The 16,047-nt window shown below is 66.3% G+C and carries 9 protein-coding genes; 8 read left to right on the top strand and 1 reads right to left on the bottom strand.

The genetic code is table 11. The features are described 5' to 3' along the window. The first annotated feature begins 6 nt into the window (after window positions 1-6). The 5 genes from cysS (at window position 7) to NIBR502771_RS01095 (ending at window position 5,619) form a co-directional block, all read left to right on the top strand. Complete coding sequence (gene cysS, locus NIBR502771_RS01115) at window positions 7-1,476, top strand: cysteine--tRNA ligase (RefSeq protein ID WP_141158089.1); 1,470 nt, start codon at window positions 7-9, stop codon at window positions 1,474-1,476. 80 nt (window positions 1,477-1,556) lie between these two features. Next, a complete protein-coding gene (rlmB, locus tag NIBR502771_RS01110) occupies window positions 1,557-2,546 on the top strand; it encodes a 23S rRNA (guanosine(2251)-2'-O)-methyltransferase RlmB (RefSeq protein ID WP_141158088.1) in 990 nt (329 codons plus the stop codon). 89 nt (window positions 2,547-2,635) lie between these two features. Next, complete coding sequence (gene glgX, locus NIBR502771_RS01105) at window positions 2,636-4,735, top strand: glycogen debranching protein GlgX (RefSeq protein ID WP_141158087.1); 2,100 nt, start codon at window positions 2,636-2,638, stop codon at window positions 4,733-4,735. 31 nt (window positions 4,736-4,766) lie between these two features. Beyond that, a complete protein-coding gene (locus NIBR502771_RS01100; RefSeq protein WP_141158086.1) occupies window positions 4,767-5,255 on the top strand; it encodes a ribonuclease domain-containing protein in 489 nt (162 codons plus the stop codon). A gap of 7 nt (window positions 5,256-5,262) precedes the next feature. Next, window positions 5,263-5,619 (top strand): barstar family protein, encoded by a 357-nt coding sequence (locus tag NIBR502771_RS01095; RefSeq protein WP_141158085.1) that lies wholly within the window; start codon window positions 5,263-5,265, stop codon window positions 5,617-5,619. 75 nt (window positions 5,620-5,694) lie between these two features. Here the strand turns inward: NIBR502771_RS01095 and glgP are convergent, their stop codons facing one another. After that, window positions 5,695-8,313, bottom strand: coding sequence for an alpha-glucan family phosphorylase (gene glgP, locus NIBR502771_RS01090; RefSeq protein WP_210411295.1), 2,619 nt, complete (start codon window positions 8,311-8,313; stop codon window positions 5,695-5,697). Window positions 8,314-8,504: 191 nt separating this feature from the next. Between glgP and NIBR502771_RS01085 the strand changes: the two genes are divergently transcribed. From NIBR502771_RS01085 to NIBR502771_RS01075, 3 genes are read left to right on the top strand one after another with little or no spacing between them, the layout of a single operon-like run. Beyond that, on the top strand, window positions 8,505-10,547 hold the full coding sequence (locus NIBR502771_RS01085) for an alpha-1,4-glucan--maltose-1-phosphate maltosyltransferase (protein ID WP_141158083.1): 2,043 nt from the start codon (window positions 8,505-8,507) through the stop codon (window positions 10,545-10,547). Next, entirely contained in the window at window positions 10,544-12,337 is a 1,794-nt protein-coding gene (gene treS, locus NIBR502771_RS01080) for a maltose alpha-D-glucosyltransferase (protein WP_141158082.1), read from the top strand. Before NIBR502771_RS01085 ends, treS begins: the two co-directional genes overlap by 4 nt. A gap of 1 nt (window position 12,338) precedes the next feature. Next, window positions 12,339-16,037 carry a 1,4-alpha-glucan branching enzyme gene (locus NIBR502771_RS01075; RefSeq protein WP_141158081.1) on the top strand — a complete coding sequence of 1,233 codons (3,699 nt, stop codon included), beginning with the start codon at window positions 12,339-12,341 and terminating at the stop codon, window positions 16,035-16,037. The last annotated feature ends 10 nt before the right edge of the window (window positions 16,038-16,047 follow it).

The following is a 16,047-nucleotide window of genomic DNA, read 5'->3' as shown; positions in this document are numbered from 1 at the left end:
GGAGCGGTGACCCTGCGCTTCTATGACACCGCCTCCGCCGACGTCCGGAATTTCGTCCCCCTCGTCGAGGGCAAGGTCAGCCTCTACTACTGCGGTGCGACTGTCCAGGGGATGCCGCACGTGGGCCACATCCGTTCCGCCATCGCTTTCGACCAGCTCACCCGCTGGCTGCAGTACCGGGGCCTGCGCGTCACGGTTGTCCGCAACGTGACGGACATCGACGACAAGATCCTCGCCAAGTCCGAGGCCTCCTTTGACCCGGACTTCAGCCCCGAGCCGGGCGAGGTGTCCCGTGAGGAATGGTGGGCCCTGGCCTACCGCTACGAGCAGGAATTCCTGAAGGCCTACGACGCTCTGGGAGTCTCCCGCCCCACGTACGAGCCCCGCGCCACCGGACATATTCCCGAGATGCATGCCCTCATCCAGCAGCTCATCGACCGCGGCCACGCCTACCCCGCGTTGGACGACTCAGGCGACGTGTACTTCGATGTCCGCTCCTGGGACAAGTACGGCGCCCTGACCCGGCAGAACATCGACGACATGCAGGCAGCGCCCGACGCCGATCCCCGCGGCAAGAAGGACCCGCGCGACTTTGCGCTGTGGAAGGGTTCCAAAGAAGGGGAGCCCGCTACCGCCAGCTGGTCCTCGCCCTGGGGTGCCGGACGGCCGGGCTGGCACCTCGAGTGCTCCGCCATGGTGACCAAGTACCTCGGTGCCGCCTTCGACATCCACGGCGGGGGACTGGACCTCCGTTTCCCGCACCACGAAAACGAAATGGCGCAGTCGCAGGCAGCCGGACACCCGTTCGCCAACTTCTGGATGCACAACGGCATGGTGACGTACCAGGGCGAAAAGATGTCCAAGTCCATCGGCAACACCATCAGCCCGGCCGAAATGCTCGAACTCGCCCCACCGCGGGTGGTGCGCTACTACCTTGGCCAGGCGCACTACCGGTCCATCCTCGACTACCGTCCTACGTCCCTCCAGGAGGCAGCGGCCGCCGTCGAACGCATCGACGGATTCCTGGCCAAGGCTGCGGCCCGCTTCGGCGGGAATGCGGGCCCTATCGACGACGGCAGCCACGGCTCCTCATCGGCGAATGTCCAGGCATTCCAGGAGGCCATGGATGATGACCTCAACGTCCCGCGCGCCTTGGCCGCACTGCACGAGACGGTCAGGGCGGGCAACACTGCACTCGCCGACGGGGATGATGACGGCGCCCGGAGCGCCCTGCACGCCGTCGTCTTGATGACCGATGTCCTGGGGCTCAACGCCGTCGCAGGCTCTGAAAAGGCGAGCACGCGTGAGGCCGAAGCGCTCGACGTCCTGGTCGAGGCGCAGCTCTCGGCCCGGGCGGCTGCCCGCGCGAACAAGGACTGGGCGAAGTCCGACGCCATCCGGGACACCCTCAACCAGGCAGGCGTCCTGGTGGAGGACGGCCCGGACGGTGCCACCTGGAGCCTCAAGCGGGACTGAACAGGGCCGCTGTCCCCGATTTTTTTCGGGTCAGTAGACTGGTATGCAGATTCAGTCAGCACAATCAAGGGTGGGACATCATGGCCAACAATGGTCGCCGATCGGTTAAAGCGAAGAAGGGCCCAACCGTCGGAACCGGTGGCCATGGCCGCAAGGCCCTCGAGGGCAAGGGCCCCACGCCCAAGGCCGAGGACCGCGTGTACCACAAAGCGCACAAGGCCCGGCAGCTTGCCGAACGGTCTGCAGCGAAGCGGGGGACCGGTGCCCGCAGCGCCGGCGCTGCCAAGTCCGGCCCCAAGGGACGTGCCACCGAGGAAGTGGTTACCGGACGCAACTCCGTAGTCGAGGCGCTCCGTGCCGGAATTCCGGCGAAGGCCCTCCACGTTGCCATTCGCATCGAGATGGACGACCGGGTCAAGGAGTCCCTGAAGCTCGCGGCCGAACGCGGCATCCCGCTGCTGGAAACCGGCAAACCTGAACTGGACCGGATGACGGACGACGCCGTCCACCAGGGCCTGGTCCTGCAGATCCCGCCCTACGAGTACCTGGACGCCTACGAGCTCGCCGAGGAAACCGTGGACAAGTGGAAGAAGGGGCACATCTCCAACGCGCCGCTCTTCGTTGCCCTTGACGGCATTACCGACCCCCGGAACCTGGGTGCGATCATCCGCTCCGTCTCCGCCTTCAGCGGCCATGGCGTCGTGGTGCCCGAGCGCCGCTCCGTGGGCGTGACCGCCTCGGCATGGAAGACCAGTGCCGGTGCCGCCGTCCGCGTGCCCGTGGCCCGCGCCTCCAACCTGAACAACGCGCTGAAGCAGTTCAAGAACATGGGCATCTATGTCCTGGGGCTCGACGGCGACGGCGACGTTTCGCTGCCTGACCTCACGCTGGCGACCGAACCCGTGTGCATCGTGGTGGGCTCCGAAGGAAAGGGTTTGAGCCGGCTGGTCCGGGAAAACTGCGACCAGATCGTCTCCATTCCCATCGATTCCGCCATGGAGTCCCTGAACGCCTCAATGGCCGTGGGCATCTCGCTGTACGAGGTCTCCCGCCAGCGCTCCGCAGGATAGCTCCGCCTGCCCGTAACCTGCGGACGGATTCCCCGCGCCGCAGGGGCATACGGGCAGGCCAAGTGCCGCTGGCCGCTACTATTTAGGTGATGGTCATGCCGCTTTTCGACACTGCTTCCACCATGGACGCCTCCTCGGCTGTTCCCCTCGGTGTCAGCGTCCCGCGCGCTGATTCCGGCGGTACCCGGCACCACGCCGGCGGACGCGCCAACGTTGCCTGCTTCGCCCCCGGCGTCGCCAGCCTGGACATCGCCTACTGCCCTCCCGGCGGCCAGTGGCGGACCCAGACCCTGCCCAACGTCACCAAGGGAGTCCACCACGGTATCGTGGAGGACCTGCCGTACGGATCGCGCTACGGCTTCCGCCCGACGTCGGACGGCCAGCCTCTGCCCCCGGAGCTTCCGGCAGACAATAGTTCCGCCCGCCAGCCCCTGCTGCTGGACCCGTACGGCAGGGGAGTGGACCAGGGCGAGGGCTTCCTCACCAGCGTCCGCACCGCTCTCGACTTCGACTGGGAATCTGACGAACGGCTGCGTCTTCCCTGGCGCAACACCATCGTCTACGAGGCGCATGTCCGCGGCCAGAGCATGCTCCATCCTGACGTACCCGAAGAGCTGCGGGGGACCTATGCGGGCCTGGCCCACCCCGCCGTCGTAGAGCACCTCACCGGCCTGGGCGTTACGTCCGTCCAGCTCCTGCCCGTCCACTTCCACATCGATGAGCCACACCTGCAGGACCTGGGGCTCAGCAACTACTGGGGGTACAACACCGCCGCCTTCTTCGCCCCGCACCCCGGCTACGCCACCCGAGCCGCGCAGGAAGCGGGCCCGCAGGCGGTCCAGGACGAGTTCAAGGCCATGGTGAAGGCACTTCACGCCGCCGGGCTGGAAGTCATCCTCGATGTCGTCTACAACCACACAGCCGAGGGCACGGCGGACGGCCCCGTCCTGAGCTTCCGCGGCCTCGGTGAAGACACGTACTACCGCGTGGACGGCAGCGGCAAGTACATTGACACCACCGGCTGCGGCAACACCCTCAACTTCGGGGACCAGCATGTAGTCCAGCTGGTGCTTGACTCCCTCCGCTACTGGGTGGACGAATTCCACATCGACGGCTTCCGGTTCGACCTCGCAGTCACGCTCTGCCGCAACGCCGCAAACGAATTCGACCCCCACCACCCCTTCCTCACGGCCGTTGCCGCCGATCCCGTCCTGGCCGAGGTCAAGCTGATCGCCGAACCCTGGGACATTGGCTACGGCGGCTGGCAGACCGGCCGGTTCCCGCGCGGCTGGGTGGACTGGAATGACCACTTCCGCGACGCCGTCCGGACGTTCTGGCTGGCCGACCGGGCAGCCATCGATTCCGGCGGGCACGGCGGGACGATGGCAAAGCTTGCCGACGCCCTGTCCGGTTCCGCGGGCCTCTTCCAGGCCTCCGGCCGTTCGCGCCTGGCGTCGGTCAATTTCGTCACCGCCCATGACGGCTTCACCATGAACGACCTCGTGTCCTTCGACCGGAAGCACAACGAGGCCAACGGTGAAGAAAACCGGGACGGGCACGGGGATAACCGCAGCTACAACCACGGCGTTGAGGGCCCCACAGAGAACAGCGCAATCCTGGCACAGCGCGCCCAGTCGCGGCGCAACCTGATGGCGTCGCTGATGGTCTCGCTCGGCGTCCCAATGATCACTGCCGGGGATGAGCTGGCACGGACCCAGCACGGCAACAACAACGCCTACTGCCAGGACAACGCCATCACCTGGCTCGACTGGACGCTGACGCCGGAGGCACACGAGATGCTGCGCAGCACCAAACGGTACATCCGGCTGCGCAAGGAGTTCCTTGCCGCCCAGCCCCACGACTTTCCCGTCCGCGACGAACAGTCCTACCTCTACTGGTTCGACCAGCACGGCCAGCCCATGTCCGCCGAGCGCTGGAACAATCCGCAACACCGCGTCCTGCAGCTACTGCTCCGCGACGACGGCGGCGACCTTGCCGGACTGGTAGTGGTCAACGGAGGCGCCCATGACGTCGAGGTCACCCTGCCGGATGCCGGGAAGCCGGCGCCGGGCCTGTTCGAGCTGCGGCTCACCACCTCGCCCCGCCACAAGGAGCGGCAGGGTATCCAGGTGGCAGCGGGGGAGATCGACCTTGCCGAGGCCAACTCCATCAGCATCTACCGCACGTAGACTCCTCCATCCCCCCGTCAGGCAGACCCGCATGCGCAACCGCTCCATCCTCCCGCTGATCCTCACCACCCTGGTGGTGCTGGCCGTCGTGGCGTTCGGCGGCGCCGGGCTGCTGGGCCGGCAGACGGACGGTACGACGCCGGGAGCCGCCTCCAGCGCAGCGGGCACCCAGCGCGGGACGGCCACGTCCCCGGCCGCGAAGCAGTCGGCGTCCCACCGAGGAGCGAACCCATCCAGCCTGCCGGAGATCCGGGAATCCGCCTTGCCGGTGGAGGGCCGTCGGGTGCTGGCGCTGATCCGGGCGGGCGGCCCGTTCCAGTACGGCCAGGACGACCAGGTATTCGGCAACTTCGAACGCGTCCTGCCCGCCCGGGACCGCGGTTATTACCGCGAGTACACCGTTCCCACGCCTGGTGAACCGGACAGGGGTGCCAGGCGCATCGTGGCCGGCAACGACGGCGAGAAGTATTACACCGGGGACCACTACGCAACGTTCAAGTACATAGCGGAAGGCAGCTAGCACAACCATGAGAATCTTCTCCGGCGACACCTGGACCCTCGAAGAGCTGCAGGAACAGGTGGCCGACGCCGGGCGCCGCAGCGTGGTGGTCCCTCCGGCGGACAGCAAACGCACCGTCCTGGAGACCTTTGGCGAGGTGCTGGACTTTCCCGAGCATTATGGCGTGAACCTCGATGCGCTGAACGACTCGCTTCACGACTTCGCGGACAGCATCAGTGGGAACGGCAACCCTCCCGTCACGCTGCTGTGGCAGGTGGCGGCGCCGTTCCGCGCTGACCGGTCGTTCGGGATCATCTGCGAGATCCTGCAGGACGCAGAACGGTACGCGGGCAAGGACCTGGCCGTCACCGCAGTGCTTCTTTAAGTGACCGCCGTGCTTCCTTGAACGGAGCGGCAGGCCTGCCAGGAAGCAGGCCTGCCGGTCCCTGTCCGCAACGGGCTAAGCGTTCACGATCAGCCCAAGCTCGGCCTTCGAGGCCAAGGCGTCATGCCGGGGCAGGACGCGGACGGTGTACCCGAACGGCCCGGAGCGGTCGATCACCAAGGAACTGCTGAACAGGTGGCGCCCGTTGCCCAGGTCCTCCTTCACCTGCAGCTCCATCATGGTGATGTCGGCCAGGGTGTCGTTCTCCTCGGCCCGGCCGTAGGCCACCTCCACGCAGACATCCTCCGGTGTGAGGGCGTTCAGGGCCACGTAGGCGTTGACCTGGAGCGTGTCGCCGATCTGCGGGTCCTCGGACACGCCCACCGAATCCACGTGCTCAACGTGGACCTGCGGCCAGGCGCCGCGCACCTTGGCTGACCACGAAGCCAATGCACGGGCCTGGGCGTACGAGTTGGCGGTGGCGCTGCGGCCCGCTTCCGCTGCCGGGCGGTACAGGATGTTCACGTAGTCGCGGAGCATGCGTTCAGCGGAGACCGCCGGACCCAGGTGCGAGAGGGTGTGCTTGATCATGGACACCCAGTGCGTTGGCACCTTCTCCCTCGGCGTGGTCGAGGGACCGGCAGCGCCTGCAGCCTCGGACACCGTGCTGCCGTAGAAGCGCGGTGCCACCTGCGTTTCCAGCAGCTCATACAGCGCCGCCGCCTCAATGTCGTCCCGCTCCTCGGGGGAAGCGTCGTTGTTGGCCGTGGGAATCGCCCAACCGTTCTCGCCGTCGTACATCTCATCCCACCAGCCGTCCAGGACGGAAAGGTTCAGGGAACCGTTCAAGGCCGCCTTCATGCCCGACGTGCCGCAGGCCTCCAACGGACGCAGCGGGTTGTTCAGCCAGACGTCGCAGCCCGGGAACAGGGTCCGGGCCATGGCGATGTCGTAGTTGGGCAGGAACGCGATGCGGTGCCGGACCTCGGGGTCATCCGTGAACCGCACCAGGTCCTGGATCATTTTCTTCCCGGCGTCGTCGGCCGGATGCGACTTTCCGGCGATCACCAACTGGATGGCGTGGTCCTTGTGCAGGAGCAGCGCCTTCAACCGCGCTGGTTCGCGCAGCATCAGGGTCAGCCGCTTGTAGGTGGGCACGCGGCGGGCAAAACCAATGGTGAGGATGTCCGGGTCCAGGACGTTGTCCGTCCAGCCCAGCTCTGCGTCGGCCGCGCCGCGCTTCTTCCAGGCCGCCCGCAGCCTGCGGCGGACGTCCTCCACCAGGGCAGCGCGCATCTCGCGGCGGAGCGCCCAGACGTCGGCATCGCTGACGTTGTAGGCCAGGTCCCATTTGCCCAGCGCTTCGGCCTCGCTGCCAAACTGGTCGCGGGCGAGCTTGGAGATGCGGCTGTCCACCCAGGTGGGCACGTGCACGCCGTTGGTGACCGAGGTGATGGGCACCTCGGAGTGGTCGAAGCCCGGCCAGAGGGCGGAGAACATGCCGCGGGACACCTCGCCGTGGAGCTTGGCCACGCCGTTGGCGCGCTGGGCCAGGCGCAGGCCCATGACCGCCATGTTGAAGACGGCCGGGTTACCGTCCGCGTAGTTCTCCCGTCCCAATTCCAGGACGCGGTCCACGGGCACGTCCGGAGCCAGTCCGGCCTGGAAGAAATGGCTGATCTGATTGATCTCGAACCTGTCGATGCCGGCCGGGACCGGGGTGTGGGTGGTAAACACGGTGGAGGCGCGGCCCGCGGCAAGGGCTTCGTCGAAAGTCAGGGCCTCTTCCCCGGACATCAGTTCCTGGATGCGTTCGATCCCCAGGAACCCCGCGTGCCCTTCGTTGGTGTGGAACACCTCCGGCGCGGCGCAGCCCGTCAGCTTCTGGAAGGCGCGCAGGGCCTTGACCCCGCCCATGCCCAGCAGGAGTTCCTGCTGGAGCCGGTGGTCGCCACCGCCGCCGTACAACCGGTCGGTGATGCTGCGGGCGGCGTCGTCGTTGCCCGGCACGTTGGAGTCCAGGAGGAGCAGGGGAACACGGCCGACGTCGGCCCGCCAGATGTGTGCCAGGAGCCGGCGCCCGTTGGGAAGGGGCAGGGATACCTCAAGGGCCTTGCCGTTGCCGTCCGGAGACGGCTCCCGAAGCAGTGTCAGCGGCAGGCCGTCCGGATCCAGGACGGGGTAGGTCTCCTGCTGCCACGCATCGCGGGACAGTGACTGCTTGAAGTAGCCGGCCTGGTACAGCAGGCCCACCCCGACGAGGGGAACGCCGAGGTCCGAGGCTGCCTTCAGGTGGTCGCCGGCGAGGATGCCCAGGCCGCCCGAGTACTGGGGGAGGACCTCGGTGATGCCGAACTCGGGGGAGAAGTAGGCAATGGAAGCGGGTGCATCCGGGCCCAGGCCCTGGTACCAGCGCGGCTCCTGGAGGTACCGGTCAAGGTCCTGCTCGGCGGCGCGCACCCTCTCCACTACGGACTGGTCCGCAGCGAGTTGCTGGAATTCCTCGCGGCTGACCATGCCCAGGAAGCCGATGGGGTCCTGCCCGCTTTCCTCCCAGAGGCGCGGGTTCAGCCCCGCGAAAAGTTCCCGGGTGGGGCGGTGCCAGGACCACCGCAAATTGCTGGCCAGCCTGGCCAGGGGCCGAATGGGTTCGGGGAGGACTGTACGGACCGTAAACCTGCGGATTGCCTTCACCTGCGTCACACTAACCGACAACATGCGCGGCTGGAACCAGCTTTCGGTTTCTTTTGGGTAAATGACAGGGGCGTGAAGAAATTCGGCCGCGGCACACCGTTTTTAGTGAGCAGGCTTAGCAATCCGGGGCATTTCTCGCTAACGTCGAGCCTGTGACGACTAACTCAGGAACCAGTGCAGCATCCACCAAAATGCCCCAGCGCAGTATCACCGAGGGCCTGCGGTTCGGGCGTTTTCCGATTACCGCCGTGCAGCCCGTCGTCGAGGGCGGCAAGTTTCCGGCCAAGGCCCTGCCCGGCGAAGCCATCGTGGTGGGCGCCACCTGCTTCCGCGAGGGGCATGACCAGCTCGGCGTCAGCGCAGTGCTCCTGGACCCCTCCGGTGCCGAGCGCCAGCGCGTGCGCCTCGCGCCGCCCCGCGGGGAACGGGGTATGGGCACGGACCGTTGGGAAGGCGTGCTCACGCCGTCGGAAACGGGGAACTGGTCCTTTGCCATCGAAGCCTGGCACGACCGGTACGGCACCTGGCACCACAACGCCGAGGTGAAGATCGACGCCGGGGTCGACGTCGAACTCATGCTCGCCGAAGGTGCCAAACTGCTGGGCGAAGCATCCGCCGAGGACTTCCGGGACGACGTGGACCGGGCTGCCCTGCGGCACGCCTCTGAGGTCCTGGGTGACCAGTCCCGCAGCACGGAGGAACGGCTTGGTGCCGGGTTCAGCCAGGAAATCGCCGACGTCGTTGCCCGCCAGCCCATCCGGGAACTCGTCACCGTCTCCGAGAAGTACCCCCTGCTGGTGGAGCGGGACCGGGCCGGGCGGGGCGCCTGGTACGAGTTCTTCCCCCGGTCGGAAGGCGCCGTCAAGGACCACAACACCGGTGCCTGGACCTCGGGTAACTTCCGGACCGCGGCCAAGCGGCTGGACGCCGTCGCTGCCATGGGGTTCGACGTCCTCTACATGCCGCCGATCCACCCCATCGGCCTGCAGTTCCGGAAGGGGCCCAACAACACGCTTGTCGCCGGCCCCCACGATCCGGGTTCACCGTGGGCCATCGGAGCCAAGGAAGGCGGGCACGACGCCATCCACCCCGACCTCGGATCCTTCGAAGACTTCGACGCGTTCGTGGCCCGTGCCAACGAACTGGGACTGGAAGTGGCCCTGGACCTGGCGCTCCAGGCTGCCCCTGACCACCCCTGGGTGCAGTCCCATCCGGAATGGTTCACCACCAGGGTGGACGGCAGCATTGCCTACGCGGAAAACCCGCCCAAGAAGTACCAGGACATTTACCCGCTGAATTTCGATAACGATCCCGAAGGCCTTTCGCGGGAAATCCTGCGGATAGTGCTGCTGTGGGTCAGCCATGGCGTCAAGATATTCCGCGTCGACAACCCGCACACCAAGCCAGTGTGGTTCTGGGAATGGCTCATCGCGGAAGTGGACAAAGCGGTGCCCGGCGTGGTTTTCCTTGCGGAGGCCTTTACCCGCCCAGCCATGATGCACGCACTGGGCAGGGCGGGCTTCCAGCAGTCCTACACCTACTTCACGTGGCGGAACACCAAGAAGGAAATCGAGACCTACTTCGAAGAAGTAAGCCACGAGTCCCCGGCGTTCTTCCGCCCCAATTTCTTCGTCAATACCCCGGACATCCTCACGGAATACCTGCAGTACGGCGGGCCGGCCGCGTTCCGCGTCAGGGCGGTACTTGCCTCCACGGGCAGCCCGCTCTGGGGCGTGTACGCAGGCTACGAACTGTACGAGCACGTGGCCCGGCCCGGTGCCGAGGAATACATCGACAACGAGAAGTTCGAGTACAAGGCGCGCGACTGGGACGCGGCCGCCGAGTCCGGACGCTCTCTGGCCCCGTACATCACGCGGCTGAACCACATCCGGCGGGACCACCCCGCGCTGCTTGACCTCCAGAACCTGACGGTCCACAACAGCACCGACGACTCAACGGTGGTCTACTCCAAGCACAAGACCCTTCCCGACGGATCCAAGGACACCATCATCGTGGTGGTCAACGTGGACCCGCACGTGACCAAGGAATGCAGCGTGGCCCTGGACCTGGCAGCCCTGGAACTGGACCCGCAGGACATCACGCCCGGCGGCGGCTTCTACGTGGACGACCTCCTCTCCGGCCAAAGCTGGGAGTGGGGCGAGTTCAACTACGTGCGGCTTGATCCGCACGTGGAGCCCGCCCACATCCTGAGCGTGAGGAGAACGCATCAGTGACCTTCAATCCGCAAAGTTCCGGCCACTTCACCCCTAAGAGCACGTTCGAGCTAAATGCGCCCGGCCTTCAGCATGACCCCCTGTGGTACCGCAAGGCAGTGTTCTATGAAGTGCTTGTCAGGGCCTTTTCGGATGCCAACGGCGATGGGTCCGGGGATTTCTCCGGCCTCATCGACCGGCTGGACTACCTGCAGTGGCTCGGCGTTGACTGCCTCTGGCTGCCCCCGTTTTTCCAGTCGCCGCTGCGTGACGGCGGTTATGACATCTCGGATTACAACTCGGTCCTGGACGAGTTTGGCACCATCAGCGACTTCAAAAGGCTGGTGGCGGAGGCCCACGCCCGCGGCGTCCGGGTAATCATCGACCTTCCGCTGAACCACACCTCCGACCAGCACCCCTGGTTCCAGGAGTCCCGGAAGGACCCGGACGGGCCGTTCGGGGACTTCTACGTCTGGAGCGACACCGACGAAAAATACCAGGATGCCCGCATCATCTTCGTCGACACGGAGGAATCGAACTGGACGTTCGATCCCATCCGCCGCCAGTTCTTCTGGCACCGGTTCTTCAGCCACCAGCCGGACCTGAACTTCGAAAACCCAAAAGTGATCGACGCCGTCTTCGACGTGGTCCGGTTCTGGCTGGACCAGGGAATTGACGGTTTCCGGGCGGACGCCATCCCATACCTGTTCGAGGAGGAGGGCACCAACTGCGAAAACCTGCCCGCCACCCACGAGTTCCTCCGCCGGCTCCGGGAAATGGTGGATGAAAGCTACCCCGGCCGCGTCATCATCGCCGAAGCGAACCAGCCGCCCAATGAAGTGGTTGAGTACTTCGGCACCGTTGAAGAACCCGAATGCCACATGGCGTTCCACTTTCCCATCATGCCCCGCCTCTACTACGCGCTCCGCGACCAGAAGGCCGCACCCATCATCGAGACCATGCGCGACACCCCGGACATCCCTGAGGGCGCACAATGGGGCACATTCCTCCGCAACCACGATGAACTGACCCTGGAGATGGTCACCGCCGACGAGCGCGCCGCCATGCTGGGCTGGTACGCGCCGGACCCGCGCATGCGGGCCAACATCGGCATCCGCCGCCGGCTGGCGCCGCTGCTCGACAACTCCCGGGCCGAGATCGAGCTGATCAACGCGCTCCTGCTCTCACTTCCGGGGAGCCCGTTCCTCTACTACGGCGACGAGATCGGGATGGGAGACAACATCTGGCTCGAGGACCGCGACGCAGTCCGTACGCCCATGCAGTGGAACCCGGACCGGAACGCAGGCTTCTCCCATGCGGACCCCGGCAAGCTGTACCTCCCGCCCATCCAGTCGCTGGTGTACAACTACGCCATGGCCAATGTGGAGGCTGAGGCGGCGCATTCCGGATCGCTGCTCCGCTGGACGCGACAGATCCTGAGCGTCCGCAAGAACCACCCGGCGTTCGGGCTGGGCGGCTTCAAGCACGTGGACGCAGACCACGACGCCGTCCTGGCGTACCTGCGCGAACTCCCGGACAACAACCCCGCGGGGGCCGACTCCGAGACCATCCTGTGCGCCTTCAACCTGTCCCAGCATCCGGTCGCTGCCACGCTGCGGATTCCCGAGTACGCCGGCAGGGGCCTCCGCGATGTGTTTGGCGGTCAGGTCTTTCCTGGTATCGGCGACGACGGCACACTCACCCTGACCATCGGAAGCCACGATTTCTTCTGGCTCCGGATGCGGTCGGCGGGGTCAAGTCCCTCGTCGCCCTACACCCAGGCCATGCCCATCCTGTCGATAGAGAACTGAGATGAACCAGCCAATCCTCACTCCCGCCCTCACCGCGCTGCTCAAGGAATGGCTGCCGCAGCAGCGTTGGTTCCCGGTCAAAACCCCCGATTTCTCCATCTCCCAGGCCGGCAGCCTGGGCCTGGCGGATGCCAGCGGCCACGCGGCCCTGGCCGTGTTCCTGCTCAACGTCACCACCCAGGGGCCCGACGGCGGTCAGCGCACCTCAGTGGTGCAGGTTCCCCTGAGCTTCCGGCCGGCGCCGGCCGGGGGCATGGAGCGGGCACTGGTAGGGGAAGCAGCCGGAATGGATCCCACCCGCCCCTGGGTTTACGACGCCGTCCACGACCCCGACTTCGTGGGCGCCTTCCTGGAGCTCATCCGGCAGGAAGGGAAAGCGGACAGCGGAACCGCGACCGGTTTCCGCGTGGAAGGTTCCTACCGCCTGCCCACGGCCAAGGGCGTCGTGAAGGTTCTCTCCGGCGAGCAGTCCAACAGTTCCGTCATCGTGGACGACGGCGAGTCCGCGGCCATGGTGAAATTCTTCCGGGTCCTTTCGGATGGGACCAACCCGGAAATCGAAGTGGGGGCCGCCCTGACGAAGGCCGGAACCTCGGAAGTCCCTGCCACGCTTGGCTGGGTCAGGGGGGAGTGGCTGGGGAACGGCACCCACGCCACCGGACGTACCGGCCATGGAACCCGGTACGTGCAGGGCGAGCTCGCGGTGGCCCACGAATTCCTCGCCGGCGGGCGTGATGCCTGGCGCCTGGCCGTCGACGCGGCCCGCTCCGGCACTGACTTCACCGCCGAGGCCAGGGCCCTTGGCGCCGCAACGGCCACCGTGCACAAGCGCCTGGCGGAGGCCCTGGGGCAGTCCACCGGGCCGGGCGCCGGAACGGGGGCAGTATCTGCTGTTGCACAGCGTGTCCGGACCGCCTGGGCTGAAGCGCGTGCCGCAGTCGGACCTTACGACGACGCCCTTGACGCCCTGCTGGCGAACCTGGACAAGACCCCCACCGGGCCACTGCAGCGCATCCACGGCGACCTCCACCTGGGCCAGATCCTGCAGGTCACCGGCGCATCGGGGGACGGGAGCCGCTGGGCGATCCTGGACTTCGAGGGGGAACCCCTGCGGCCCATCGCCGAACGCAATGTCCCGGATGTGCCGCTGCGCGACGTCGTCGGGATGCTGCGGTCTTTCGACTACGCGGCCGGGGCAGCCCAGCGGGAGCAGGAGGGTGCACAGGTACCGGACCGCTGGGTGGACGACTGCGCCGACGCCTTCCTGGCCGGGTATGCCGCCGTCATTCCCGGAACGGTGGACCGGACCTCACCGCTGTTTGTGGCATTGTGGCTGGACAAGGCGCTGTACGAAGTTGTTTATGAAATGCGTAACAGGCCCGACTGGGTGGCGATTCCAGTAAACGCCTCCAGGCGGCTCCTGGGCAGTAACGGTGCCGGCGACTCCGCCGGCGCAGCATCGGAAGGTAACGAAATGACAGGCTCAGCACGAACTGACCGCCCGGGGGTGCCCCTGCACGTGGATGAAGGCACCCTGGGCCGGATCGCGAACGGTGAACACCACGCCCCCCACTCCGTCCTGGGCGCGCACCTGGACGACTTTGGGTATGTCACCATCCGGACCGTGAAGCACCTGGCCGAAGCAGTGACCGTGGTCACGCAGGCCGGCGAAATCCCCATGGAACACGAAGCCCATGGTGTATGGGTTGCCGTCCTGGAACCACTGGAACAGGGGCATGTTCCCGACTACCGGCTCTCGGTCACCTACCCGGGCAAGGACCCACTGACCGTCGATGAGCCCTACCGCTACCTGCCCACCGTGGGCGAAGTGGACCTGCACCTCATCGGGGAGGGCCGGCACGAAAAACTGTGGCAGGTGCTTGGCGCCCATGTCCGCCACTATAAGTCCGGGCTGGGGGCCGTCAACGGAGTCTCCTTCGCCGTATGGGCCCCCAACGCGCAGGCCGTCCGCGTCAAGGGCGACTTCAACGCCTGGGACGGACGTGAGCACTCCATGCGCTCCCTGGGTTCCTCCGGCGTCTGGGAAGTGTTCATCCCCGGCGTCGCAGCAGGGGCCTGCTACAAGTACGAAATCCTGACGCGGGGCGGTTACTGGGTTGAAAAGGCCGATCCGCTCGCCTTTGGCACCGAGGTGCCCCCGTTGACTGCATCCAGGGTGGTGGAGCCGTCCTACGCTTTCAAGGACGGCGAGTGGATGGAAGCACGGGCCAAGCGCGACCCGCATAACTCCGCCATGAGCGTGTACGAGGTCCACCTCGGGTCCTGGCGCCTGGGCCTTGGCTACCGCGAACTCGCCCAGGAACTGGTGGAGTACGTCAAATGGCTCGGGTTCACGCACGTGGAGTTCATGCCGGTCGCGGAGCACCCGTTCGGCGGTTCCTGGGGCTACCAGGTCACGTCCTACTACGCGCCCACCTCCCGCTTTGGCCACCCTGACGAGTTCCGCTACCTGGTGGATTCCCTTCACCAGGCCGGGATCGGCGTCCTGCTGGACTGGGTTCCCGCGCACTTCCCGAAGGACGCCTGGGCGCTGGCCCGGTTCGACGGCGAGCCCCTCTACGAGCACTCCGACCCGGCCCTCGGAGAACACCCGGACTGGGGTACCTTGATTTTCGACTTCGGCCGCACCGAGGTCCGCAACTTCCTGGTGGCCAACGCGCTCTACTGGCTGGAGGAGTTCCACATCGACGGCCTGCGCGTGGACGCGGTAGCTTCGATGCTGTACCTCGACTATTCACGCCAGGAAGGCCAGTGGCGGCCCAACCGCTTCGGCGGCAGGGAGAACCTTGAGGCCATCTCCTTCCTGCAGGAAGTCAACGCCACGGTCTACAAGACCCACCCGGGCGCCGTCATGATTGCCGAGGAATCCACGGCGTTCCCGGGCGTCACCGCCCCCACCAGCCACGGCGGCCTGGGCTTCGGCCTCAAGTGGAACATGGGCTGGATGCACGATTCACTCAAGTACATCTCCGAGGACCCCTACAACCGCAGATGGCACCACGGCACGGTGACGTTCTCCCTGGTGTACGCGTTCACCGAGAACTTCCTGCTGCCCATCAGCCACGATGAGGTTGTCCACGGCAAGGGCTCCATGCTCCGCAAGATGCCCGGTGACCGCTGGCAACAGCTGGCGAACCTCCGCGCCTTCTTTGCCTACCAGTGGGCGCATCCGGGCAAGCAACTCATTTTCATGGGCACCGAGTTCGGCCAGGAAGCGGAGTGGTCCGAGCAGCACGGCCTTGACTGGTGGCTTGCGGACATCCCCGCCCACCGCGGACTGCAGCTGCTGACCAAAGACCTCAACGAGCTCTACGCAGCCACACCTGCCCTGTACACCCAGGACAACGTTCCGGCCGGCTTCCAGTGGATCAACGGGGGAGACTCGGACCGCAACGTCCTGTCCTTCATCAGGTGGGACGCCGACGGCAACCCCCTGGTCTGTGCCATCAACTTCTCCGGCGCACCGCATGTCGGCTACACCCTCGGAGTTCCGACGCCCGGGGCCTGGACAGAGGTGCTCAACACCGACCACAGCACGTACGGCGGATCCGGCGTGCTGAACGACGGGGAGCTCAAAGCAACGGATGACGGACAGGATGGCCAGCCGGCCACCCTGACCGTTACGCTTCCCCCGCTGGGTGCGGCGTACTTCAAGCCGGGAACATCAACGGCTGGCTGACCCGTCCGGC

The organism is Pseudarthrobacter sp. NIBRBAC000502771 (genome assembly GCF_006517215.1).
GTDB classification, from domain to species: domain Bacteria; phylum Actinomycetota; class Actinomycetes; order Actinomycetales; family Micrococcaceae; genus Arthrobacter; species Arthrobacter niigatensis.
Note: the sequence above shows the minus strand (reverse complement) of the source record. Positions and strands in the feature narration are given on the sequence as shown.

Bases quoted from the DNA above. Each gene is read 5' to 3' on its own strand.
- rlmB (WP_141158088.1), top strand. From the start codon at position 1,557: ATGGCCAACAATGGTCGCCGATCGGTTAAAGCGAAGAAGGGCCCAACC.
- glgX (WP_141158087.1), top strand. From the start codon at position 2,636: ATGGTCATGCCGCTTTTCGACACTGCTTCCACCATGGACGCCTCCTCG.
- NIBR502771_RS01100 (WP_141158086.1), top strand. From the start codon at position 4,767: ATGCGCAACCGCTCCATCCTCCCGCTGATCCTCACCACCCTGGTGGTG.
- NIBR502771_RS01095 (WP_141158085.1), top strand. From the start codon at position 5,263: ATGAGAATCTTCTCCGGCGACACCTGGACCCTCGAAGAGCTGCAGGAA.
- NIBR502771_RS01085 (WP_141158083.1), top strand. From the start codon at position 8,505: ATGCCCCAGCGCAGTATCACCGAGGGCCTGCGGTTCGGGCGTTTTCCG.
- NIBR502771_RS01075 (WP_141158081.1), top strand. From the start codon at position 12,339: ATGAACCAGCCAATCCTCACTCCCGCCCTCACCGCGCTGCTCAAGGAA.